This window comes from Collinsella aerofaciens (genome assembly GCF_040926265.1).
Lineage (GTDB): Bacteria > Actinomycetota > Coriobacteriia > Coriobacteriales > Coriobacteriaceae > Collinsella > Collinsella aerofaciens_BB.
This window is the reverse complement of sequence record NZ_JBCOIL010000037.1, coordinates 1-18,103: the sequence shown is the minus strand read 5'-3', so window position 1 is coordinate 18,103 and position 18,103 is coordinate 1. Positions and strand designations below refer to the sequence as shown.

Annotated in this window: 16 protein-coding genes and 2 tRNA genes; 17 read left to right on the top strand and 1 reads right to left on the bottom strand. The window is 60.1% G+C overall.

What is annotated here, in order from left to right:
• The 3 genes from AB5767_RS09520 to AB5767_RS09510 form a co-directional block, all read left to right on the top strand.
• The coding region (locus AB5767_RS09520; protein ID WP_368153324.1) for a bifunctional ornithine acetyltransferase/N-acetylglutamate synthase at nt 1-252 on the top strand (252 nt) is incomplete at its 5' end.
• 81 nt (nt 253-333) lie between these two features.
• The gene (argB, locus tag AB5767_RS09515) at nt 334-1,314 is read left to right on the top strand and encodes an acetylglutamate kinase (RefSeq protein WP_368132198.1); all 981 of its coding nucleotides are present in this window, start codon (nt 334-336) and stop codon (nt 1,312-1,314) included.
• A gap of 69 nt (nt 1,315-1,383) precedes the next feature.
• On the top strand, nt 1,384-2,667 hold the full coding sequence (locus tag AB5767_RS09510; protein ID WP_368132197.1) for an aminotransferase class III-fold pyridoxal phosphate-dependent enzyme: 1,284 nt from the start codon (nt 1,384-1,386) through the stop codon (nt 2,665-2,667).
• Between the two features lie 797 nt (nt 2,668-3,464).
• On the opposite strand, the gene AB5767_RS09505 is transcribed toward AB5767_RS09510, so the two are convergent.
• Nucleotides 3,465-3,540, bottom strand: a tRNA-Val gene (locus AB5767_RS09505).
• Between the two features lie 187 nt (nt 3,541-3,727).
• Between AB5767_RS09505 and asnB the strand changes: the two genes are divergently transcribed.
• The 14 genes from asnB to AB5767_RS09435 all read left to right on the top strand — a co-directional run bounded on the left by asnB (nt 3,728) and on the right by AB5767_RS09435 (nt 17,756).
• Nucleotides 3,728-5,608 (top strand): asparagine synthase (glutamine-hydrolyzing), encoded by a 1,881-nt coding sequence (gene asnB, locus AB5767_RS09500; protein ID WP_368132196.1) that lies wholly within the window; start codon nt 3,728-3,730, stop codon nt 5,606-5,608.
• A gap of 112 nt (nt 5,609-5,720) precedes the next feature.
• Nucleotides 5,721-7,283, top strand: coding sequence for a Mur ligase family protein (locus tag AB5767_RS09495; RefSeq protein ID WP_368132195.1), 1,563 nt, complete (start codon nt 5,721-5,723; stop codon nt 7,281-7,283).
• A 107-nt stretch (nt 7,284-7,390) separates the two neighbouring features.
• Nucleotides 7,391-8,302 carry an HAD family hydrolase gene (locus AB5767_RS09490; protein ID WP_055309432.1) on the top strand — a complete coding sequence of 304 codons (912 nt, stop codon included), beginning with the start codon at nt 7,391-7,393 and terminating at the stop codon, nt 8,300-8,302.
• Nucleotides 8,303-8,353: 51 nt separating this feature from the next.
• Entirely contained in the window at nt 8,354-9,238 is an 885-nt protein-coding gene (gene murI, locus AB5767_RS09485) for a glutamate racemase (protein ID WP_368132194.1), read from the top strand.
• A 54-nt stretch (nt 9,239-9,292) separates the two neighbouring features.
• Nucleotides 9,293-10,018, top strand: coding sequence for a ribonuclease PH (gene rph / locus AB5767_RS09480; RefSeq protein WP_349105785.1), 726 nt, complete (start codon nt 9,293-9,295; stop codon nt 10,016-10,018).
• 145 nt (nt 10,019-10,163) lie between these two features.
• Nucleotides 10,164-10,805, top strand: a complete 642-nt coding sequence (gene rdgB / locus AB5767_RS09475; protein WP_368132193.1) for an RdgB/HAM1 family non-canonical purine NTP pyrophosphatase — start codon at nt 10,164-10,166, stop codon at nt 10,803-10,805.
• 3 nt (nt 10,806-10,808) lie between these two features.
• Nucleotides 10,809-11,255, top strand: a complete 447-nt coding sequence (gene dtd / locus AB5767_RS09470) for a D-aminoacyl-tRNA deacylase (RefSeq protein ID WP_368132192.1) — start codon at nt 10,809-10,811, stop codon at nt 11,253-11,255.
• Between the two features lie 183 nt (nt 11,256-11,438).
• Nucleotides 11,439-11,735 carry a Veg family protein gene (locus AB5767_RS09465; protein ID WP_006234957.1) on the top strand — a complete coding sequence of 99 codons (297 nt, stop codon included), beginning with the start codon at nt 11,439-11,441 and terminating at the stop codon, nt 11,733-11,735.
• 2 nt (nt 11,736-11,737) lie between these two features.
• Nucleotides 11,738-12,634 (top strand): 4-(cytidine 5'-diphospho)-2-C-methyl-D-erythritol kinase, encoded by an 897-nt coding sequence (gene ispE / locus AB5767_RS09460; protein WP_368132191.1) that lies wholly within the window; start codon nt 11,738-11,740, stop codon nt 12,632-12,634.
• Between the two features lie 49 nt (nt 12,635-12,683).
• Nucleotides 12,684-12,760, top strand: a tRNA-Pro gene (locus AB5767_RS09455).
• 112 nt (nt 12,761-12,872) lie between these two features.
• On the top strand, nt 12,873-13,148 hold the full coding sequence (tatA, locus tag AB5767_RS09450) for a twin-arginine translocase TatA/TatE family subunit (RefSeq protein WP_022094895.1): 276 nt from the start codon (nt 12,873-12,875) through the stop codon (nt 13,146-13,148).
• A gap of 106 nt (nt 13,149-13,254) precedes the next feature.
• A complete protein-coding gene (greA, locus tag AB5767_RS09445; RefSeq protein WP_006234960.1) occupies nt 13,255-13,725 on the top strand; it encodes a transcription elongation factor GreA in 471 nt (156 codons plus the stop codon).
• 79 nt (nt 13,726-13,804) lie between these two features.
• Complete coding sequence (lysS, locus tag AB5767_RS09440) at nt 13,805-15,769, top strand: lysine--tRNA ligase (RefSeq protein WP_035137552.1); 1,965 nt, start codon at nt 13,805-13,807, stop codon at nt 15,767-15,769.
• A gap of 418 nt (nt 15,770-16,187) precedes the next feature.
• Nucleotides 16,188-17,756 carry a threonine/serine exporter family protein gene (locus AB5767_RS09435; protein ID WP_368132190.1) on the top strand — a complete coding sequence of 523 codons (1,569 nt, stop codon included), beginning with the start codon at nt 16,188-16,190 and terminating at the stop codon, nt 17,754-17,756.
• Nucleotides 17,757-18,103: the final 347 nt, after the last annotated feature.

Below are 18,103 nucleotides of genomic sequence, written 5' to 3'. Positions count from 1 at the left end.
CGTGTTGCTATGGCGCTTGGCAAGTGCGGCGTGAAGTTTAATCAGGAAGACGTTTCCATCGACATGATGGGCATGCCTGTCTGTCGCGACGGTCTGACTGTTCCCTTTGATGAGGACGAGGCTCTACGACGTTTCGAGGCGCCCGAGATCGTGATCTCGGCCGACCTGGGCGCAGGCGACGCGGCAACGACCGTGTGGACCTGCGACCTCACGCATGAGTACATCTCCATCAACGGCGACTACCGTTCCTAGATTCCGGGCACGCTGCGCATCTTGCCGCGATTGCGGACAGCGGAGCACGGCGCGATAACGATACGAAAGACGAGGCAGATTATGAAATTCGCACGCGATTGTCGTTCGAGCGAATCCAACGAAGCAACCGCGCAGCTGCTGTTCGAAGCGCTGCCGTGGATTAAGAACCTGACCGGCAAGACGGTTGTTATCAAATATGGCGGAGCCGCCATGGTTGATGAGCAGCTGCGCCGCGACGTGATGAGCGACATCGTCTTGCTCAAGATCATCGGTATGCGCCCCGTCATCGTGCACGGCGGCGGCAAGGCTATCAACGAGGCGCTGAACCATTACGATATTCCCGTCGAGTTTAAGAACGGCCAGCGCGTGACCACGCCGGCGACTATGGATATCGTGCGCGAGGTGCTGGGCGGCAAGGTTAACCAGGAGCTGGTTGCTGCCATCAACCACCACGGCAACCTGGCCGTGGGCGTGTCGGGCAGCGATGCCGGCACGCTCATCGCCGAGCCGCTCGACCCCGAGCTCGGTCGCGTGGGCAAAGTGACGCACGTCAACACCGACTATATCGAGCGCTTACTCGATAGCGAGTACATCCCCGTCATCGCTACCGTCGCGGCGGGGGAGGACGGCGGTTTCTTCAACATCAACGCCGACACCGCCGCCGGTGCCGTTGCCGCGGCGCTCCACGCGCATAAGGCGATTTTTTTGACCGATGTCGATGGCTTGTACAAGGACTTTAGCGACAAGGACTCGCTTATCTCCAACCTAACGCTCGACGAGGTTAACGAAATGCTCTACGGCGGCGAGGTCGATAAGGGCATGATTCCCAAGCTGCGTGCGGCCATCGATGCGCTTACCGGCGGCGCATTTCGTGCCCACATCATTAACGGTACTACGCCGCATTCGCTGCTCCTGGAGCTGCTGACCGATGCCGGCGTCGGCACCGTGATCCATTCCACCGAGACGGCTTACGAGTTCGATACGCATCCGCATCCGCTTTCGACGTTTGCTGCGCGTCTGACCGAAAACCTTGACGAGGTCGAGAAGCTTCAGACGGTCTAGCTGACCCGCAGCCGCCCCATTCCTGCACCCATAGCCCCGCGCCGTCTGGCGCCCAACGAAAGGCATCCCATGTCACTTGCAGCTCAGCAATCGCTTGAATCCCATTACGTTATGCATACCTTTGGCCGCTCTCCGGTCGAGTTTGTCGAGGGTCACGGCATGAAGCTCACCGGCGACGATGGCCGTGAGTACCTCGACTTTCTTGCCGGCATCGGCGTGTGCAGCCTAGGTCATGGCGACCCGGCTGTGCTCTCGGCGCTCGAGGCACAGACCAAAAAGCTCATGCATGTCTCCAATTACTTCTACATTGAGCAGCGCGGACAGGTCGCGGCGCTGTTGTCCAAGCTTGCTAACGACGACGTAGATGGTGCGCGCGTGCTTGCCGATGCCATTGTCGCCGGCGATGAGACCACGGCAGCTGCTTTTGGTGCCCCGGCTGCGGATGAGCAGGTTTGGGAGACCTTCTTTGCCAACTCTGGCGCCGAGGCCAACGAAGGCTCGATGAAGCTCGCGCGCCTGTACGCCAAGCGTGCCGGTAATGGCGGCAACACCATCGTGTGCATGCGCGGCGGCTTCCACGGCCGTACGCTCGAGACCATTGCCGCCACCATGCAGGATTGGCTGCAGGACAGCTTCCGCCCGCTGCCGGGTGGCTTTGTGGCCTGCACGCCCAACGATGTCGATGAACTGCGTGCGATCTTTAAGCAGCTGGGCAGTGAAATATGCGCTGTAATGCTCGAACCGATCCAGGGTGAGAGTGGCGTGCACCCTATGACCGAGGAGTTTATGGCGGCAGCGCGCGACCTGGCACACGAAGTGGGCGCCGTGCTTATCGCCGACGAGGTCCAGTGCGGCATCTTCCGCTCCGGCAAGCCATTTGCGTTCCAAACCTATGACGTGGAGCCCGACATCATGAGCCTTGCCAAGGGCATTGCCGACGGCGTGCCCATGGGTGCCGTCGTGGCAAAGAAGGAGATTGCCGACGTGTTTAAGCCGGGCGACCATGGCTCGACCTTTGGCGGTAGCTGCTTGCCCATCGCGGCGTGTGCCGCGACGCTCTCCGCGCTTGTGCGTGGCGATTATGCCGAGCATGCTGCCAAGGTGGGCGCCTATATGGAGGCAAAGCTCGCCAAGCTCCCGCACGTGGTTGAGGTTCGTGGCCGCGGCCTGATGCTCGGATGCGACTTGGATGACGCTGCGGGCGATGCGCATGATATTGTTGCCCGCGCGCTGGCCGCCGGTGTCGTGATTAACGCTACGGGTGCCCATACGCTGCGTTTCTTGCCGCCGCTCGTCTGCGAGGAAGCCGACGTGGACAGCCTGATCGAGATCCTGTCGGGTGTCTTGGGCTAACGCGGTGCGATAATTCAATTTGGACCGGGTTCCGGACTGCGGAAGTGCCCTACGCGGCATGATTCAGCGGTCTGGAGCCCGTTTTGCCTTAGATTTGCTAAGGCAGGGAGACCTGCTGGTCAAAAAACATCAAATATGAGTACTGTTACCAGTTGAATCTCATATGAAACCGACTATCTAGGATTAGTTAGACCACACATGTTCAGTTATGTTAATGGGAAAACAGCTAGCAAAGGCTTCAAATCGCTGATTCAGGGCTAGATTTACCCAGTGAAACCCAAAAATCGCTGCTACAAAATTAGTAACAGTACTCATTTTTGCCATTTTTTGGCCACAGCCTTTGTGACAGACGTGCTGGCGGGTTCGAATCCCATGCGCCGGGCACAAAAAAGAAAGGCCTCCAACACCGGAGGCCTAACAATTCAATGGTGGGCGATGAGGGATGTCCGCGTGCGGCTGGCGCCGCCCGCATCCGCTTCGTCGCTCCGCTCCTCGCGTGCTGCGCTGGAAAACGCTTCGCGTTTCCTCAGCTTCGCACCCTTGCGGGTTCGAATCCCATGAAATGGGCCCAAACAAAAACGGTCCCCTTTCGAGGACCGTTTCCAATTCAATGGTGGGCGATGAGGGATGTCCGCGTGCGGCTGGCGCCGCCCGCTTTCGCTTCGGGCCTACGGCCCTCGCGTGCTGCGCTGGAAAACGCTTCGCGTTTCCTCAGCTTCGCACCCTGTCGGGTTCGAATCCCTCTGCGATGGGTCCAAAAAAGAAAGGCCCCCATTGCTGGGAGCCTATCAAATCAGTGGTGGGCGATGAGGGATTCGAACCCCCAGCCTTGTGCGTGTAAAGCACCTGCGCTAACCGTTGCGCCAATCGCCCGTGCGGAGAGAGTATAGCAAAACAATCGCCCCATTCACCTCATATCCATTAAAGGTAACCGGCGCGTGTCACAGCGGAGCTGATTCAGTTGAGATTGCCTGAACATTCCGCCCCTCTTTACGCCCTCGGGTATACTCAAAAGCTACTGATTCGATTTGATGCCCAGCAACAGCAGAGGGGATAGTATATGTGCGGTTTTGTCGGTTTTGTCGGTGGGACGGATAACCAATCCGAGGTGCTCACCAAGATGATGGACCGCATCGTCCATCGCGGTCCCGACATGGGCGGTCAGTTTATCGACGGCCGCGTTGCCCTGGGCTTCCGCCGCCTGTCGATCCTCGACCTGACCGAGGCCGGCGCTCAGCCCATGGCCAATGAGGACGGCAGCGTCGTCATTGTCTTCAACGGCGAGATCTACAACTTCCAAGAACTCCGTTCCGAGCTCGAGGCCAAGGGCTACAAGTTCCACTGCGGCGCCGACACCGAGAGCCTCCTGCACGGCTACGAGGAGTGGGGCGAGGCCGTTCTCGATCGCCTGCGCGGTATGTACGCCTTCGTCATCTGGGACAAAAAGAAGAACAAGCTTTTTGGCGCCCGCGACATCTTTGGCATCAAGCCGCTCTACTACTATCCCATGGCCGATGCGGGCGACGGCGCTCCGGGCGTGCTCTTTGGTTCCGAGATCAAGAGCTTCCTGGACTACCCGCACTTCCACAAGGCGGTCAACAAAAAGGCTCTGCGTCCGTACATGACGCTGCAGTATTCGGCAACCGAGGAGACCTTCTTCGAGGGTGTCTACAAGCTGCCGCCGGCGCACTACTTTACCGTCGATATCCCGACCGGCAAGATGAACATCGAGCGCTACTGGGATTGCGATTACTCTGCCGTCGAGAAGCCATTCGAAGAGTATGTCGATGAGCTGGACGAGGTCGTGCACGAGAGCGTCGAGGCCCATCGCATCGCCGACGTCAAGGTCGCGTCGTTCCTCTCCGGTGGCGTCGACTCCAGCTACATTGCCGCTTGCCTCATGCCCGACAAGACCTTCTCGGTGGGCTTTGACTACAAGAACTTCAACGAGACCAACTACGCCAAGGAGCTTTCCGATAAGCTCGGCGTCGAGAACGTTCGCAAGATGATTACCGCCGACGAGTTCTTCGGTGCGCTCGAGGATATCCAGTATCACATGGACGAGCCGCAGTCCAACCTGTCTTCCGTGCCGCTGTGGTTCTTGGCCGAGATGGCCCGCAAGGACGTTACCGTCGTGCTTTCGGGCGAAGGCGCCGACGAACTCTTTGGCGGCTACGCCTACTACGAGGATACGGTCCCGGTGCGCAAGTACAAAAAGATGGTGCCGCTGCCCGTCCGTCGCGCGCTCGGTAACCTGGCGCTGCATATGCCGTACTTCAAGGGACATAACTTCCTGGTCAAGGGTGCCGAGATCCCCGAGAAGTCGTTCCTGGGACAGGCTCTGGTATGGCCGGAGCGCGAGGTCGACGGCGTGCTCAAGCCCGAGTACAACACCGGCGACGGCGCCTTCGAGCTCGCTGCACCCATCTACGCACGCGTGAAGGGTCAGCCCGAACTGGTCAAGAAGCAGTACCTGGACATGAACATGTGGCTCCCGGGCGACATTCTGCTCAAGGCCGACAAGATGTGCATGGCACACTCGCTGGAGCTGCGCGTGCCTTTCCTGGACCGCAAAGTCATGGAGTTCGCCGAGCACATTCCCGACCGCTACCGCATCAACGAGAACGGCAACAAACAGGTACTCCGCCACGCTGCCAACAAGTCGCTGCCCGATGAGTGGGCCACCCGTCCCAAGGTGGGCTTCCCGGTGCCGATTGTCTACTGGCTGCGCGAGCAAAAGTGGTACGACTATGTCAAGGAGTACTTCACCGCGCCGTGGGCAAGCGAGTTCTTCAATACCGACGAGCTCATGCACCTGCTCGATCTGCACTTTGCGGGCAAGGGCGATTTCCAGCGCAAGATCTATACGCCGCTCGTGTTCTTGGTGTGGTACAAGCGCTTCTTTATCGACGAGGACCAGCCCGCTGTTCAGGCTGCCTAGCCTCGGCTTACGAACGCCTGCGCGTAACGGCTCCTCCGGGAGCCGTTTTTGCGCGAGCACGTTTCAGTTACTATGAAAACCGTCCCTGCCAAATGGCTGAGAAAGGTGAAAGATGCACCATTCGGATTCCGCGACCGTGACCACGGTCGATACGCTTGCCAAGCTTCTCGATGTGTGCGGCGAGCTGCGCGCATCAGAGCAGGTTGACGAGCGTGCCGTGACCGGCTGCTCGTTTGATTCGCGCGCGGTCTCGGCAGGTGACGTATTCTTTTGCAAAGGTGCTGCCTTTAAGCCCGCGTTTTTGAGCATGGCGCTCGATGCGGGCGCCGTCGCATTTGTGTGCGAGGAGTCGCTGGTCGAGTCTCTGGAGCCGCTGGCGAAGGAGAGCAGTGCTGCGATGCTGGTTGTTGATAGCGTTCGCACGGCCATGGCCCTGTTGCCGCCGGAGGTCTACGACCGTCCCGACCACGACGTCAAGATCGTGGGCATCACCGGCACCAAGGGAAAGACCACGGCCGCTTTTATGCTCCAGTCGATTATCAAAGCGGCGGGCGAGTCCTGCGGCATGATCGGCTCGGTGAGTACCGACGATGGCATTGAGTGCTACGAGAGCACCAATACTACGCCCGAGGCCCCCGAGATCTGGCGCCATATCGCCAACTGCCGCACGTCCGGTCGCCAGTCCATGGTCATGGAGGTCTCGAGCCAGGCGCTCAAGTACCAACGCGTCGAGAATCTGCCGTTTGACGTGGCGTGCTTCCTCAACATCGGCCGCGACCACATCTCGCCGATCGAACACCCCACGTTTGAGGATTATTTTGAGAGCAAACTCAGGATCTTTGACCAGGCAAAGACCGCCGTAGTGAATCTGGGCACCGAAGAGGTCGACCGTGTGCTGGGGGCAGCGTCGACGGCCGAGCGCTTGGTGACCGTTGGCATCGAGCATCCCGAGGCAAGCCTGTGGGCGAGCGACGTACGCATGGTCGGCTTTAGCATCGAGTTCAACTTGCATGGCCTGTGTGCCGACGAGTCCGAGGCGGGGGAGAAGGTCCTGCTGGGTATCGCGGGAGACTTTAACGTGGAGAACGCGCTGGTCGCTATCGCCGCCGCGCGCGAGATCGGCATCGGTATCGAGGCTATCAAGAAGGGCCTCTCCAAACTGCGTGTGCCGGGCCGTATGGAGGTCGTGGAGTCGAAGGACGGCCGTGTGATCTGCGTCGTTGACTACGCGCACAACCAGCTTTCGTTCCGCTCGCTTTTCTCGTCGGTCAAGCGCGCGTTTCCCGCCAGCCCGGTCATCGCAGTGTTTGGCGCTGCCGGCGGCAAGGCGCAGGAGCGCCGCGAGCAGCTTCCGCGCGAGGCCGCACCGTATTCCGACCTGATGATCTTTGCCAATGAGGACCCGGCTCACGAGGACCCGATGAAGGTCTGTCGCGAGCTTGCCGAACATGTTCCCGACGATACGCCGAACAAGATCATCCTCGATCGCGAAGCCGCTGTGCATGCGGCGTTCAAGGCGGCGCGCGAGGAGTACGTCAACCCCGATGCTCCCACCATTGTCTTGCTGCTGGCAAAGGGTGACGAGGAGCTCATGCACGTGGGTGACGAGTTCGTGCCCATCGAGAGCGACCTTTCGTTGGCCAATCGCCTGATCGATGTTACCCAGTTTGACTAATGAACCATGATGGCGGCGGCGCCCTGAGTGCGCTGTCGCCATAAGCGTGTTCCCTCAATCAAAACATGCCGTCCAAGTCCAAACCCTTCTACGTAAACGGAGTAACCATGTCCCACAATACCCTGCCGACCGTCGCTGAGCTTTCGGGCGAGATGCGCGAGCGCTTGGCCAAGGTCAAGTACGTCTTTACCGACCTGGATGCCACGATGCTCGCACCCGGCTCGTGCGTGCTACGCGACAACGACGGCAACCCCTCGACCAAACTCGTCGAGGCCGTCGTGGCGCTCGCTCGCGCTGGTATTCAGGTGGTTCCCACCTCGGGCCGCAACCGTACCATGATTCACGAGGACGCGCGCGTGCTCGGTCTCAACTCCTACATCGGCGAGATGGGCGGCCTGGTCATGTACGACCTCAAAGCCAACGATTGGGAGTATCTGACCGGCGACATGCCCTACGACTCCTCTTGCGGCCTCACGCCGCACCAGGTGATCGAGCAGACCGGCGTGTGCGAGAAGATCCTCGCCCGCTGGCCGCACAAGATCGAGTATCACAACGACATGTCGACCGGCTACAAATACCGTGAGGTCACCGTCGGCATGCGCGGTGATGTGCCCGACGATGAGGTTCAGGCCATCCTGGACGAGGCCGGCTGCGGTCTGATCTGGGCTTGCAACGGCCATCTGACTCACCTGTCCAAGCCGACGACGCTCGAGCTCGATCGCGTCGAGGACGGTCGCGCATTCAACATCAACCCCGCGGGTCTCAACAAGGGCGTTGCCATCGCGCGCTTCTGCGAGCACCTGGGGATCGAGCGCGAGGAGACGCTCGCGCTCGGCGATTCCGAGTCCGACTTCTACATGGCCGATCACGTGGGCACGTTCTGCCTGGTCGAGAATGGCCTGACGAGCGCCGGCGCGCCCGAGTTCCTGGCTGCTTGCGAGAACGCTTTCGTTACGCGCGGCAAAATTGTCGACGGTTGGGCGGCGACGGCAGAGCTGCTGGTCGCGGCGCGTTCGTAGCGCGGCGTCGCTGCACTTGGACAGGTCTTTTCGAGAGAGACTGGTGAGGTAATGTCCGATATCGAGAATCCGGCAGGCGACACGCGCCCGATTGGCGTGTTCGATTCTGGTTTGGGCGGTCTGACGGTTGCGCGCGCGATTGCGACGGCGCTGCCGCACGAGTCCGTCTACTACTTTGGCGACACCAAGCGCTGCCCCTACGGCACGCGCACCGAGGATGAAGTGCGCTCGTTTGCGCTGCAGACGGGTCGTTGGCTTTCGAAGCACGACGTCAAGATTATGGTCATCGCCTGCAACACGGCGACCGCTGCGGCCTTGCGTTTGGCCCAGCAGGTGCTCGACGTTCCCGTGATCGGTGTGATCGCGCCGGGTGCCCGTGCGGCAATCAACAGCACGCGTACGCGTCGCGTGGGCGTGCTCGCCACCAACCTCACTATTCGCTCGGGCGCCTACACGCGCGCCATTCAGGACCTGGATGCCGGCGTCGATGTATACGGCTGTCCTGCCTCGAGCTTTGTCGAGGTTGTCGAACACGAGCTCGCCTCGGGTGCACATCTGCAGGAACAGTGGCTTGAGAACGAGGACATCTTCGATACGCCTGCCGTGCGTGCGCTGGTGGGTGCCACGGTTGAGCCGCTGCGCGACCACGGTATCGATACCGTGGTGCTCGGCTGTACGCATTTCCCGCTGTTGGTGGGACCTATCCGCCATGCGCTGGGGCCTGGGGTGCGCGTCGTGAGTTCCGCCGAGGAGACCACACGCGAGCTGACCGATATCCTCACGCGCCGCGAGCAGCTGGCGGGCGACGCCGCCGAGCCGCAGCATCGTTTTGCCACGACGGCCGATAACATTGCCGAGTTTGCGGTGGCGGGCAGCTTTATCTTTGGTCAGCCGCTCAAGAGCATCGAACATATCGATATCGATGAGCTGAAATAGATGTAAGGCAGCCGCCAAAGCCTTCGCCACATCTTTTGCCGAAAGGAAATTTCTATGGAGTACATGCAGGTCAACCGCGCCAACGGTCGCGCCGCCAACGAGTTGCGCCCCGTTAAGCTCACCCGTGGCGTCATGAAGCACGCCCACGGCTCGTGTTTGGCCGAGTTCGGTGACACGCGCGTGCTGTGCGCCGCCACTATCGAGGAGGGCGTGCCGGGCTGGCGAAAGGGAGCTAAGGCCGGCTGGGTGACCGCGGAATACGCCATGCTGCCGGCGTCGACCGGCAAGCGCTGCAAGCGCGAGCACGCCAACCGCAAGGGCCGCTCTATGGAAATCGAGCGCCTCATTGGCCGCAGCCTGCGTACCGTCGTCAACATGAAGGCGCTCGGCGAGTACACCGTCACCGTCGACTGCGATGTGATTCAGGCCGATGGCGGCACGCGTACAGCGAGCATCACCGGCGCCTGGGTGGCGCTGCGCGACGCCCTCGCCATGTGGGTCGAGGCGGGCAAGATCGAGCGCATCCCGCTTATCGGCCAGGTGGCTGCCATCTCCATGGGCGTTGTCGACGGCAATACGCTGCTTGACCTCGATTATTCCGAGGACAGCCATGCCGAGGTCGACATGAACCTCGTCGCCACCGACACCGGTGAGATGATTGAGCTCCAGGGCACCGGCGAGCAGGCGCCCTTCGACCGCAAACGCCTCAACGCCCTGCTCGACCTGGGCGACAAGGGTATCGCCGAGCTCATCGAGCTTCAGCGCCAAGCCATCGCCTAACCTGCCAAATAGGGACAGGTTTATTTTGGTAGGTTTTATCTGGGAAAACGTCGAAGTATAAGACTGCCGTTGATTGAGAGGGGAGAGGGGCCGAGGTCCTCGCCGCCCTCAACACGGCATTGCTATAGAGACAAGGAGGCCAGCTATGGCACTTGAGAAGATTGACTTCGACACCCTCGACCCGGCAGCGACCATCGTCGTGGCAACCGGCAACGCCCATAAGCTCACCGAGATCGAGGCCATTTTGGGCAAGGTCATGCCCGAGGTACGCTTTGTGGCGCTCGGCCAGCTGGGCGATTTTGAGGATCCCGAGGAAAACGGCACGACGTTTTTGGAGAACGCCATCATCAAGGCCCAAGCCGCGGTTGAGGAGACGGGCCTTATGGCCATTGCCGACGATTCGGGCTTGGTCGTCGACGCACTGGACGGTGAGCCCGGTGTGTATAGCGCGCGCTATGCGGGCGTGCACGGCGACGATGCCGCCAACAACGCCAAGCTTCTCGTTAACCTGGAAGGCGTGGCAGATGAGGACCGCACCGCGCGCTTTATGAGCGTCGTCGCGCTCATCGACACGGACGGTCTGGTTACCTATGGCGAGGGCGCCTGCGAGGGCGTTATCGCGCACGAGGGCCGCGGCGATCACGGCTTTGGCTACGACCCGCTGTTCCTGCCGGTCGACACGCCGGGCAAGACCATGGCCGAGCTGACGGCGGACGAGAAGAACGCCATCAGCCATCGTTTCCACGCGCTCGAGCATCTGTCCGCCAAGCTGACGGGCGAGGAGTAGGCCATGCGTGCGGTGGTGCAGCGCGTGCTCAACGCCGGCGTGACGGTCGACGGCGAGTGCGTGGGCCGCATTGGACGCGGCTATCTGGTGCTGCTGGGCGTGGGCCACGGCGACACGCGCGCCGAGGCTGATAAGCTGTGGGGCAAGCTCCGCGGCCTGCGCATCAACGAGGATGAGAACGGCAAGACCAACTTGGCGCTTGCCGATATCGACGGCGAGGTGCTCGTGGTGTCGCAGTTCACGCTGTTCGCTGACTGCCGCCACGGTCGCCGTCCGTCGTTTACGGATGCCGGCGCCCCCGATGTCGCCAACGAGCTCTACGAGTACTTCCTGACGCTCGTTCGTCAAGATGTCGAACACGTGGCGCACGGCATCTTTGGCGCCGATATGAAAGTCGATCTCGTCAACGACGGCCCATTCACCATCGTCTTGGACACCGACAACCTTTAGGTTACGCGGTTTTACCAAACCGCGTAACAACTGGTCATGCGAGGTTGTCGTCTGGTACGTATTTGGGACGGGGCTTATTTAGCTACTTGCGTATGGCCACAACAGGGTGCTATAGTATTAGAGTTTTGTCTATCTTAGGGGTATTATCCCCTTTTTGAATTGCACCTTCTGGAGGCCCTGTTCATGGAAGAGATGGAAGTCAATCACGTCGACGACATCCACGAGAAGCTGACCGATATGGTGGGCGATCGCGTCAAGGTGAAGGCCAACATGGGCCGTACCCGCGTCGTCGAGCGCATGGGCACCATCAAGAGCGTCCACCCCGCCGTCTTTATCGTCGAGGTTGACGAGCGTCGCGGCCGCAAGTCGCGTCAGTCCTACCAGTATATCGATGTCCTCACCGGTCAGGTCGAGCTGTTCGACCCCGAGAGCGGCGAGCACATCTTTACCCCGCTCGGCAATCAGCTCGAGGAGCATTAACGGTGACCGATCGGTCCCTGACTCTTTCCGCGCCGGCAAAGATTAACCTCTACCTGGGGGTTCATACCGAGCGCGATGACCGCGGCTACCACAGGGTCGATTCCCTGATGGCAGCCGTCGGTCTTTCCGATACCGTGACGGTCACGCCGGCGCAGGCGCTGACCGTCCAGACGGTTCCAGCATCAGATTTTCCCATGCAAAAGAATACGGCGTATCGGGCTGCGGTTGCTATGGCCGAGCATTATGGTCGCGAGGCAAACATCTGCGTGACGATTGAGAAGCGCATTCCATTGTGCGCTGGCTTGGGCGGCCCCTCGACGGATGCGGCCGCGGTCATTGTCGCCTTGGCGGAGCTCTGGGGCATTGATCGCACCGACCCAGCGCTCGACGATATTGCGCGGGGCATTGGTGCCGACGTCCCGTTCTTTTTGCACGCGAGTCCTGCGTTCTACGTAGGTGGGGGAGACGTGCTGGCAACTGAGTACCCCGCGCTGCCCGCGACGCCCGTCGTGCTGGTCAAGCCGCGCGAGGCAAGCGTTTCGACAATTGAAGCCTATCGACGTTTTGACGAGGCCCCGGTGCCTGCGGACAAGCCCGGCGCGATAGCTTCTGCCTTGCGTGCTGGTGATGCCGAGACGGCATATGCACTCATCCATAACAACCTTGGTGTCATTTCCGCACAGATGGAGTCGCAGATTCAAACGGTCCTCGACTGGCTGCGTAAACAGGACGGAACCGTTGCTGTAGATGTGTGCGGATCGGGTGCCTGCTCGTTTGCCATTTGCGACACCGCTGCCACGGCCGAAAGGCTTGCCGATGCTGCCCAGCAAAATGGCTGGTGGGCCTGCGCGACTGAGCTTATTTCCAACACGGTTCAAATCGACGCGCCAAAGAAATAAAAATTTCTCTAGCACGCGGCGAAAATCTTTGTTACTATAGTCGAGCTAACGGGTTGTGGCTCAGTTTGGTAGAGCACTGCGTTCGGGACGCAGGGGTCGCTGGTTCAAATCCAGTCAACCCGACCAGAGCATGAGGAGGGACCGCTTCTTGCGGTCCCTTTTTTTAGCTAGTGTTGTGATACCGCGATACCCGCGGTATACTCATTCGAGCTTGTCTCGCTGTATTGTGGAGGTCTACATGTTTGGACTGAGGGCTCCTGAGCTCATCATTATTCTCGTCGTTGTCCTGATTATCTTCGGGCCCAAGAACCTGCCGAAGCTCGGCAAGTCCCTCGGCTCTACCGTCAAGAATATCCGTGAGGGTATGGAGGGCGACGATAAGGCCGAGACCAAGCAGGCCGAGGAGGTCGTGGTCGAGCAGTCCGAGGAGGACAAGGAGATCGCTGAGCTCGAGGCCAAGCTCGCTGCTGCCAAGAAGAAGCAGGCAGAGGACAGCGACGCGGACGCAGAGTAGTCCCATCCCTTTGGGGTGAGCACCTGACCGGCTTGCCCGCAGGCTAGCCGGTCTTTTTCGTTTTGTTGACAGTTGATTGTTTGATCAGAGTTGGGGAGATATCCGTATGGACGCAAGCCAGATCGTACTGACCGCTGAGGGCCGCCAGAAGCTCGTCGAGGAGCTCGCTTGGCGTGAGGGCGATTACGCCAAGGAGATCGTCGAGGACATCAAGGAAGCCCGCGCGTTCGGCGACCTTTCGGAGAACTCCGAGTACGACGCCGCTAAGGACAAGCAGGCCCAGAACGCCGCTCGTATTGCCGAGATCCAGGCCATCCTCGCCAACGCTCAGGTTGCTGCCACCACGGGCGACCTGACCGTCTCCATCGGTTCCACCGTTTCGCTGATTGATCCCAACGGCGAGGTCATGGAAGTCACGCTCGTCGGTACCACCGAGACCAACTCGCTCGAGCACAAGATTTCCAACGAGTCTCCGGTCGGTCACGCCATCATCGGTCACGGCGAGGGCGACTCCGTCGAGGTCGTTACGCCTTCCGGCAAGACTCGCGTCTACACCATCGCCAAGATCGCACGCTAGACCACGGTCCCGCGTAAAGGTATGTTTTCGCTCCCTGGGACCGAATCCTGGGGAGCGTTTTAGTTTGAGGAGCTAACTTATGGCAGAGAACCAGAACGCCGCCGATCAGGCATCGACGCTCAACGACGAGCGCGCCACCCGCCTGGCCAAGCGCGCCGCCCTGTTCGAGGCGGGCCAGAACCCCTATCCCGAGCACTCTGAGCTTGAGGACTACGTCGCCGATATCGAGACTAAGTACGCCGAGCTTGCCGATGGCGAGGACACCGAGGACGTCGTGAAGATCGCCGGCCGCGTGGTCGCCAAGCGCGGCCAGGGCAAGATAATGTTCATCGTCGTGCGCGATGCGACTGCCGAGATTCAGCTGTTCTGCCGCATCAACGACATGGACGAGGCTGCCTGGAATACGCTCAAGGCCCTCGACCTGGGCGACATCCTGGGCGTGACCGGCGTGGTCGTGCGCACCCAGCGCGGCCAGCTTTCCGTTGCCCCTAAGAGCGCGACCCTGCTTTCCAAGGCCGTTCGTCCACTGCCCGAGAAGTTCCACGGTCTTTCCGACAAGGAGACCCGCTATCGCCAGCGCTATGTCGACCTGATCGCCAACGACGACGTTCGCGAGACCTTCCGTAAGCGTTCGCAGATTCTCTCTACCTTCCGTCGCTTTATGGAGTCCGACGGTTACATGGAGGTCGAGACCCCCATCCTGCAGACCATCCAGGGCGGCGCTACCGCCAAGCCGTTCATTACCCACTTCAACGCGCTCGATCAGGAGTGCTACCTGCGTATTGCCACCGAGCTCCATCTCAAGCGCTGCATCGTCGGTGGTTTTGAGCGCGTGTTCGAGATCGGCCGCATCTTCCGTAACGAGGGCATGGACCTTACCCACAACCCCGAGTTCACCACGATGGAGGCCTACCGTGCCTTCTCAGACCTCGAGGGCATGAAGGCGCTCGCCCAGGGTGTCATTAAGGCGGCTAACAAGGCCATCGGCAACCCCGAGGTCATCGAGTACCAGGGCCAGACCATCGACCTTTCTGGTGAGTGGGCCAGCCGTCCCATGACCGACATCGTCTCCGACGTGCTCGGCAAGCAGGTCACCATCGACACGCCGGTCGAGGAGCTTGCTGCCGCCGCGCGCGAGAAGGGCCTGGAGATCAAGCCCGAGTGGACTGCCGGCAAGATCATCGCCGAGATTTACGATGAGCTGGGCGAGGACACCATCGTCAACCCGACCTTCGTGTGCGATTACCCCATCGAGGTCAGCCCGCTCGCTAAGCGTTTTGAGGACGACCCGCGTTTGACTCACCGCTTTGAGCTGGTCATCGCCGGCCACGAGTACGCCAACGCATTCTCCGAGCTCAACGACCCGGTCGACCAGGCTGAGCGCTTTGCTGCCCAGATGGCCGAGAAGGCCGGCGGCGACGATGAGGCTATGGAGTATGACGAGGACTACGTGCGCGCCCTCGAGTACGGTATGCCTCCCGCGGGCGGCATTGGCATTGGTATCGACCGCGTGGTCATGCTGCTTACTAACCAGGCTTCTATCCGCGACGTCCTGCTGTTCCCGCACATGAAGCCCGAGAAGGGCTTCCAGTCCGGTGCCGCTGCCGCCAAGGCTGCAGAGGCCGGCAACGCCGCGAGCCCATTCGTTAAGTCGCTTAAGCCCACGCTCGATTACTCCAAGATCGCCGTTGAGCCGCTGTTTGAGGAGTTCGTCGACTTTGATACCTTCTCCAAGAGCGATTTCCGCGCTGTGAAGGTCAAGGCATGCGAGGCCGTCAAGAAGTCCAAGAAGCTGCTGAACTTTACGCTCGACGACGGTACCGGTACCGACCGCACCATCCTCTCCGGTATTCACGCTTATTACGAGCCCGAGGACCTGGTCGGCAAGACCTTGCTCGCCATCACCAACCTGCCTCCGCGCAAGATGATGGGCATCCCCAGCTGCGGCATGCTCATCAGTGCCATCCACGAGGAGGATGGTGAGGAGCGCCTCAACCTGATCCAGCTCGACGCCTCCATCCCCGCCGGCGCAAAGATGTACTAACTAGTTACGCGGTTCTACGAACCGCGTAACGGCTCGACGCTGCGCGGGCCGCATTTGGACAATCTGACGTTCAACTTCAAGGGCGCGACCAAAAGGTCAGCGCCCTTTCGTTTCACGTCACCTTGTCACAAATGCGACCCGCTCGCTGACTTATGCTCAACCTGCGGCGCCATTTTTCTTGAAGGCACCTTGCTCGCTCTGGCGGGCTTTCGCTGTCCGTCCTCTATCTGCGGTGTTGCCCTGGTTGGCACTTAGGGACGTTCCTTTTCTGCTGGCACTTGGGGACAGTCCTAGTCGTTGGGGATCTACCGACGCATTGGGGGTTTGCGCCTTCCATGCATGACAGCCGTCTCTTTTATGTTTCCTTTAGCCGTTGCTGCCTAGGATGGGGGTTAGTCGGTAGGAAGGGAGCGTCTATATGGACGACGCGAGCGAGCGTGCAATCGAAGAGGACATGCTCGATCAGTTCAATTACTTTGATGATGAGGATGAGGAGCTAATCGATCGTCGCGAGCCGGCATCGCTTGACTCATTTGATCTGGTCGATGAAGAGCCCGACGAGGACGAGGGCGAATTAACGGAGCCCCCACAGCCTTCGCGCCTTGACTCGCTGCTTTCGAGAGCCCCCATGCACCACGGTGTTCGTGCCGGCGCGCTCCATATGAAAACTGACTGGCACCAGATCGTGACGGCAGGCGATGAGCTTGCCGTCGATGCGCCGCTCACCGATAAATCATCCATCATCTGCCGCACCGGCATGCTTATGCTGGCAAGCGGAACGGGTGCCTGGCGCGTGCGCGATACCATGAATCGTGTTGCCGCCGTACTCGGTGTCACCATCCACGTTGACTTAAGTCTTCTGTCGTTTGAGTGCACCTGCATCGAAGATGGTCACTGCTTTAATGAGGTCGTCAGCTTGCCCACAACGGGCGTCAATACCCATCGCATTTGGATGATGGAGAGTTTCCTCAAGGAAATCGAGACCTATGGTCGTCGCTTCACGGTGCACGAGTATCACGAGATGCTCAAGACCGTTGAGAGTTCAAAACCTGATTACGCGCCTTGGCAACAGGGCCTTGCGGCGGCCTGCGCCTGTGGCGCCTTCGTTTTTTTGCTCGGCGGCGGCCCTATCGAGATGGCCTGCGCGTTCGTGGGCGCGGGTGTCGGCAACTTTGCCCGCTCCCATATTCTCAAGCAAGGCCTTGGTCAGTTCAGCGCGCTGACGACCGGCGTTGCGCTCGCTTGCGTTTCGTATCTGCTGGCATTGCTCGGCCTTGGCCAGGTCATACCGGGGGCAATGTCGCACCAAGAAGGCTATATCGGCGCCATGCTCTTTGTGATTCCCGGCTTTCCACTCATTACGGCAGGCCTCGACATCGCTAAGCTCGACATGCGAAGCGGTATCGAGCGCCTTTCATATGCCGTATCGATTATTGTGATGGCGACCCTCGTAGGTTGGATGGTTGCCGAGTGTGTTGGCCTGGCGCCGGACGACTTTGCCCCACTGGGCCTTTCGCCGCTTGCCCTTACGCTCCTGCGCGTGGTGATGAGCTTCGTTGGCGTATTCGGCTTCTCGGTGATGTTCAACAGCCCGGTAAAGATGGCCGCGGCAGCTGGGTTGATCGGCGCCGTGTCCAATACCCTGCGTCTGACCCTTGTCGATGCGCCGACGATGATTCCCTTCCTGGGCCTCAGCACGGGAATGCCTCCCGAGGCAGCAGCGTTTATCGGCGCGCTGGTATCGGGTCTGCTGGCAAGCTTGGCCGAAGTCAAGCTCACCTACCCGCGCATCGCCCTCACGGTGCCTTCGATTGTCATTATGGTGCCCGGTCTGTATCTCTATCGCTCTATGTATTACATGTGCACCTTCGACACGGTCAATATGCTCGGCTGGTTTGTGCGCGCAGTGCTCATCGTAGCGTTTCTGCCCGTTGGACTGGGTGTGGCGCGTACGCTCACCGACCCTCGCTGGCGCCACACCAGCTAATTGGTACAAGGGGGACAGGTTACTTTGCACCAAATGAGTTGCGGTGAAATAGGAACTGAATTGCTGCTTAAAGGGTCAAAACAGTCCGTATTCCACCGCAACTTATGGGGTCGGGGGATTATCGGTGCCCTGCATCTTCATAAACTCAACGCTTACGAAGCGCATGCGTTTCGTGCTAGGCTGGTTCCACCACATAAGTAGTCGCAGACGCGCGTACCACGGGCGGGCGAGATGAAGTTCCAACAGCTCCATCTTGCCCGCCCGTTTTTGTTTAAGACTTTAGTCTGCTGGCCGCGCAGCGGCCAGCTTTAAACCACCCGCTACGCGGGTGGAGACAAACGGCTTTA

Bases quoted from the DNA above. Each gene is read 5' to 3' on its own strand.
- argB (WP_368132198.1), top strand. From the start codon at position 334: ATGAAATTCGCACGCGATTGTCGTTCGAGCGAATCCAACGAAGCAACC.
- AB5767_RS09510 (WP_368132197.1), top strand. From the start codon at position 1,384: ATGTCACTTGCAGCTCAGCAATCGCTTGAATCCCATTACGTTATGCAT.
- asnB (WP_368132196.1), top strand. From the start codon at position 3,728: ATGTGCGGTTTTGTCGGTTTTGTCGGTGGGACGGATAACCAATCCGAG.
- AB5767_RS09495 (WP_368132195.1), top strand. From the start codon at position 5,721: ATGCACCATTCGGATTCCGCGACCGTGACCACGGTCGATACGCTTGCC.
- AB5767_RS09490 (WP_055309432.1), top strand. From the start codon at position 7,391: ATGTCCCACAATACCCTGCCGACCGTCGCTGAGCTTTCGGGCGAGATG.
- murI (WP_368132194.1), top strand. From the start codon at position 8,354: ATGTCCGATATCGAGAATCCGGCAGGCGACACGCGCCCGATTGGCGTG.
- rph (WP_349105785.1), top strand. From the start codon at position 9,293: ATGGAGTACATGCAGGTCAACCGCGCCAACGGTCGCGCCGCCAACGAG.
- rdgB (WP_368132193.1), top strand. From the start codon at position 10,164: ATGGCACTTGAGAAGATTGACTTCGACACCCTCGACCCGGCAGCGACC.
- dtd (WP_368132192.1), top strand. From the start codon at position 10,809: ATGCGTGCGGTGGTGCAGCGCGTGCTCAACGCCGGCGTGACGGTCGAC.
- AB5767_RS09465 (WP_006234957.1), top strand. From the start codon at position 11,439: ATGGAAGAGATGGAAGTCAATCACGTCGACGACATCCACGAGAAGCTG.
- tatA (WP_022094895.1), top strand. From the start codon at position 12,873: ATGTTTGGACTGAGGGCTCCTGAGCTCATCATTATTCTCGTCGTTGTC.
- greA (WP_006234960.1), top strand. From the start codon at position 13,255: ATGGACGCAAGCCAGATCGTACTGACCGCTGAGGGCCGCCAGAAGCTC.
- lysS (WP_035137552.1), top strand. From the start codon at position 13,805: ATGGCAGAGAACCAGAACGCCGCCGATCAGGCATCGACGCTCAACGAC.
- AB5767_RS09435 (WP_368132190.1), top strand. From the start codon at position 16,188: ATGGACGACGCGAGCGAGCGTGCAATCGAAGAGGACATGCTCGATCAG.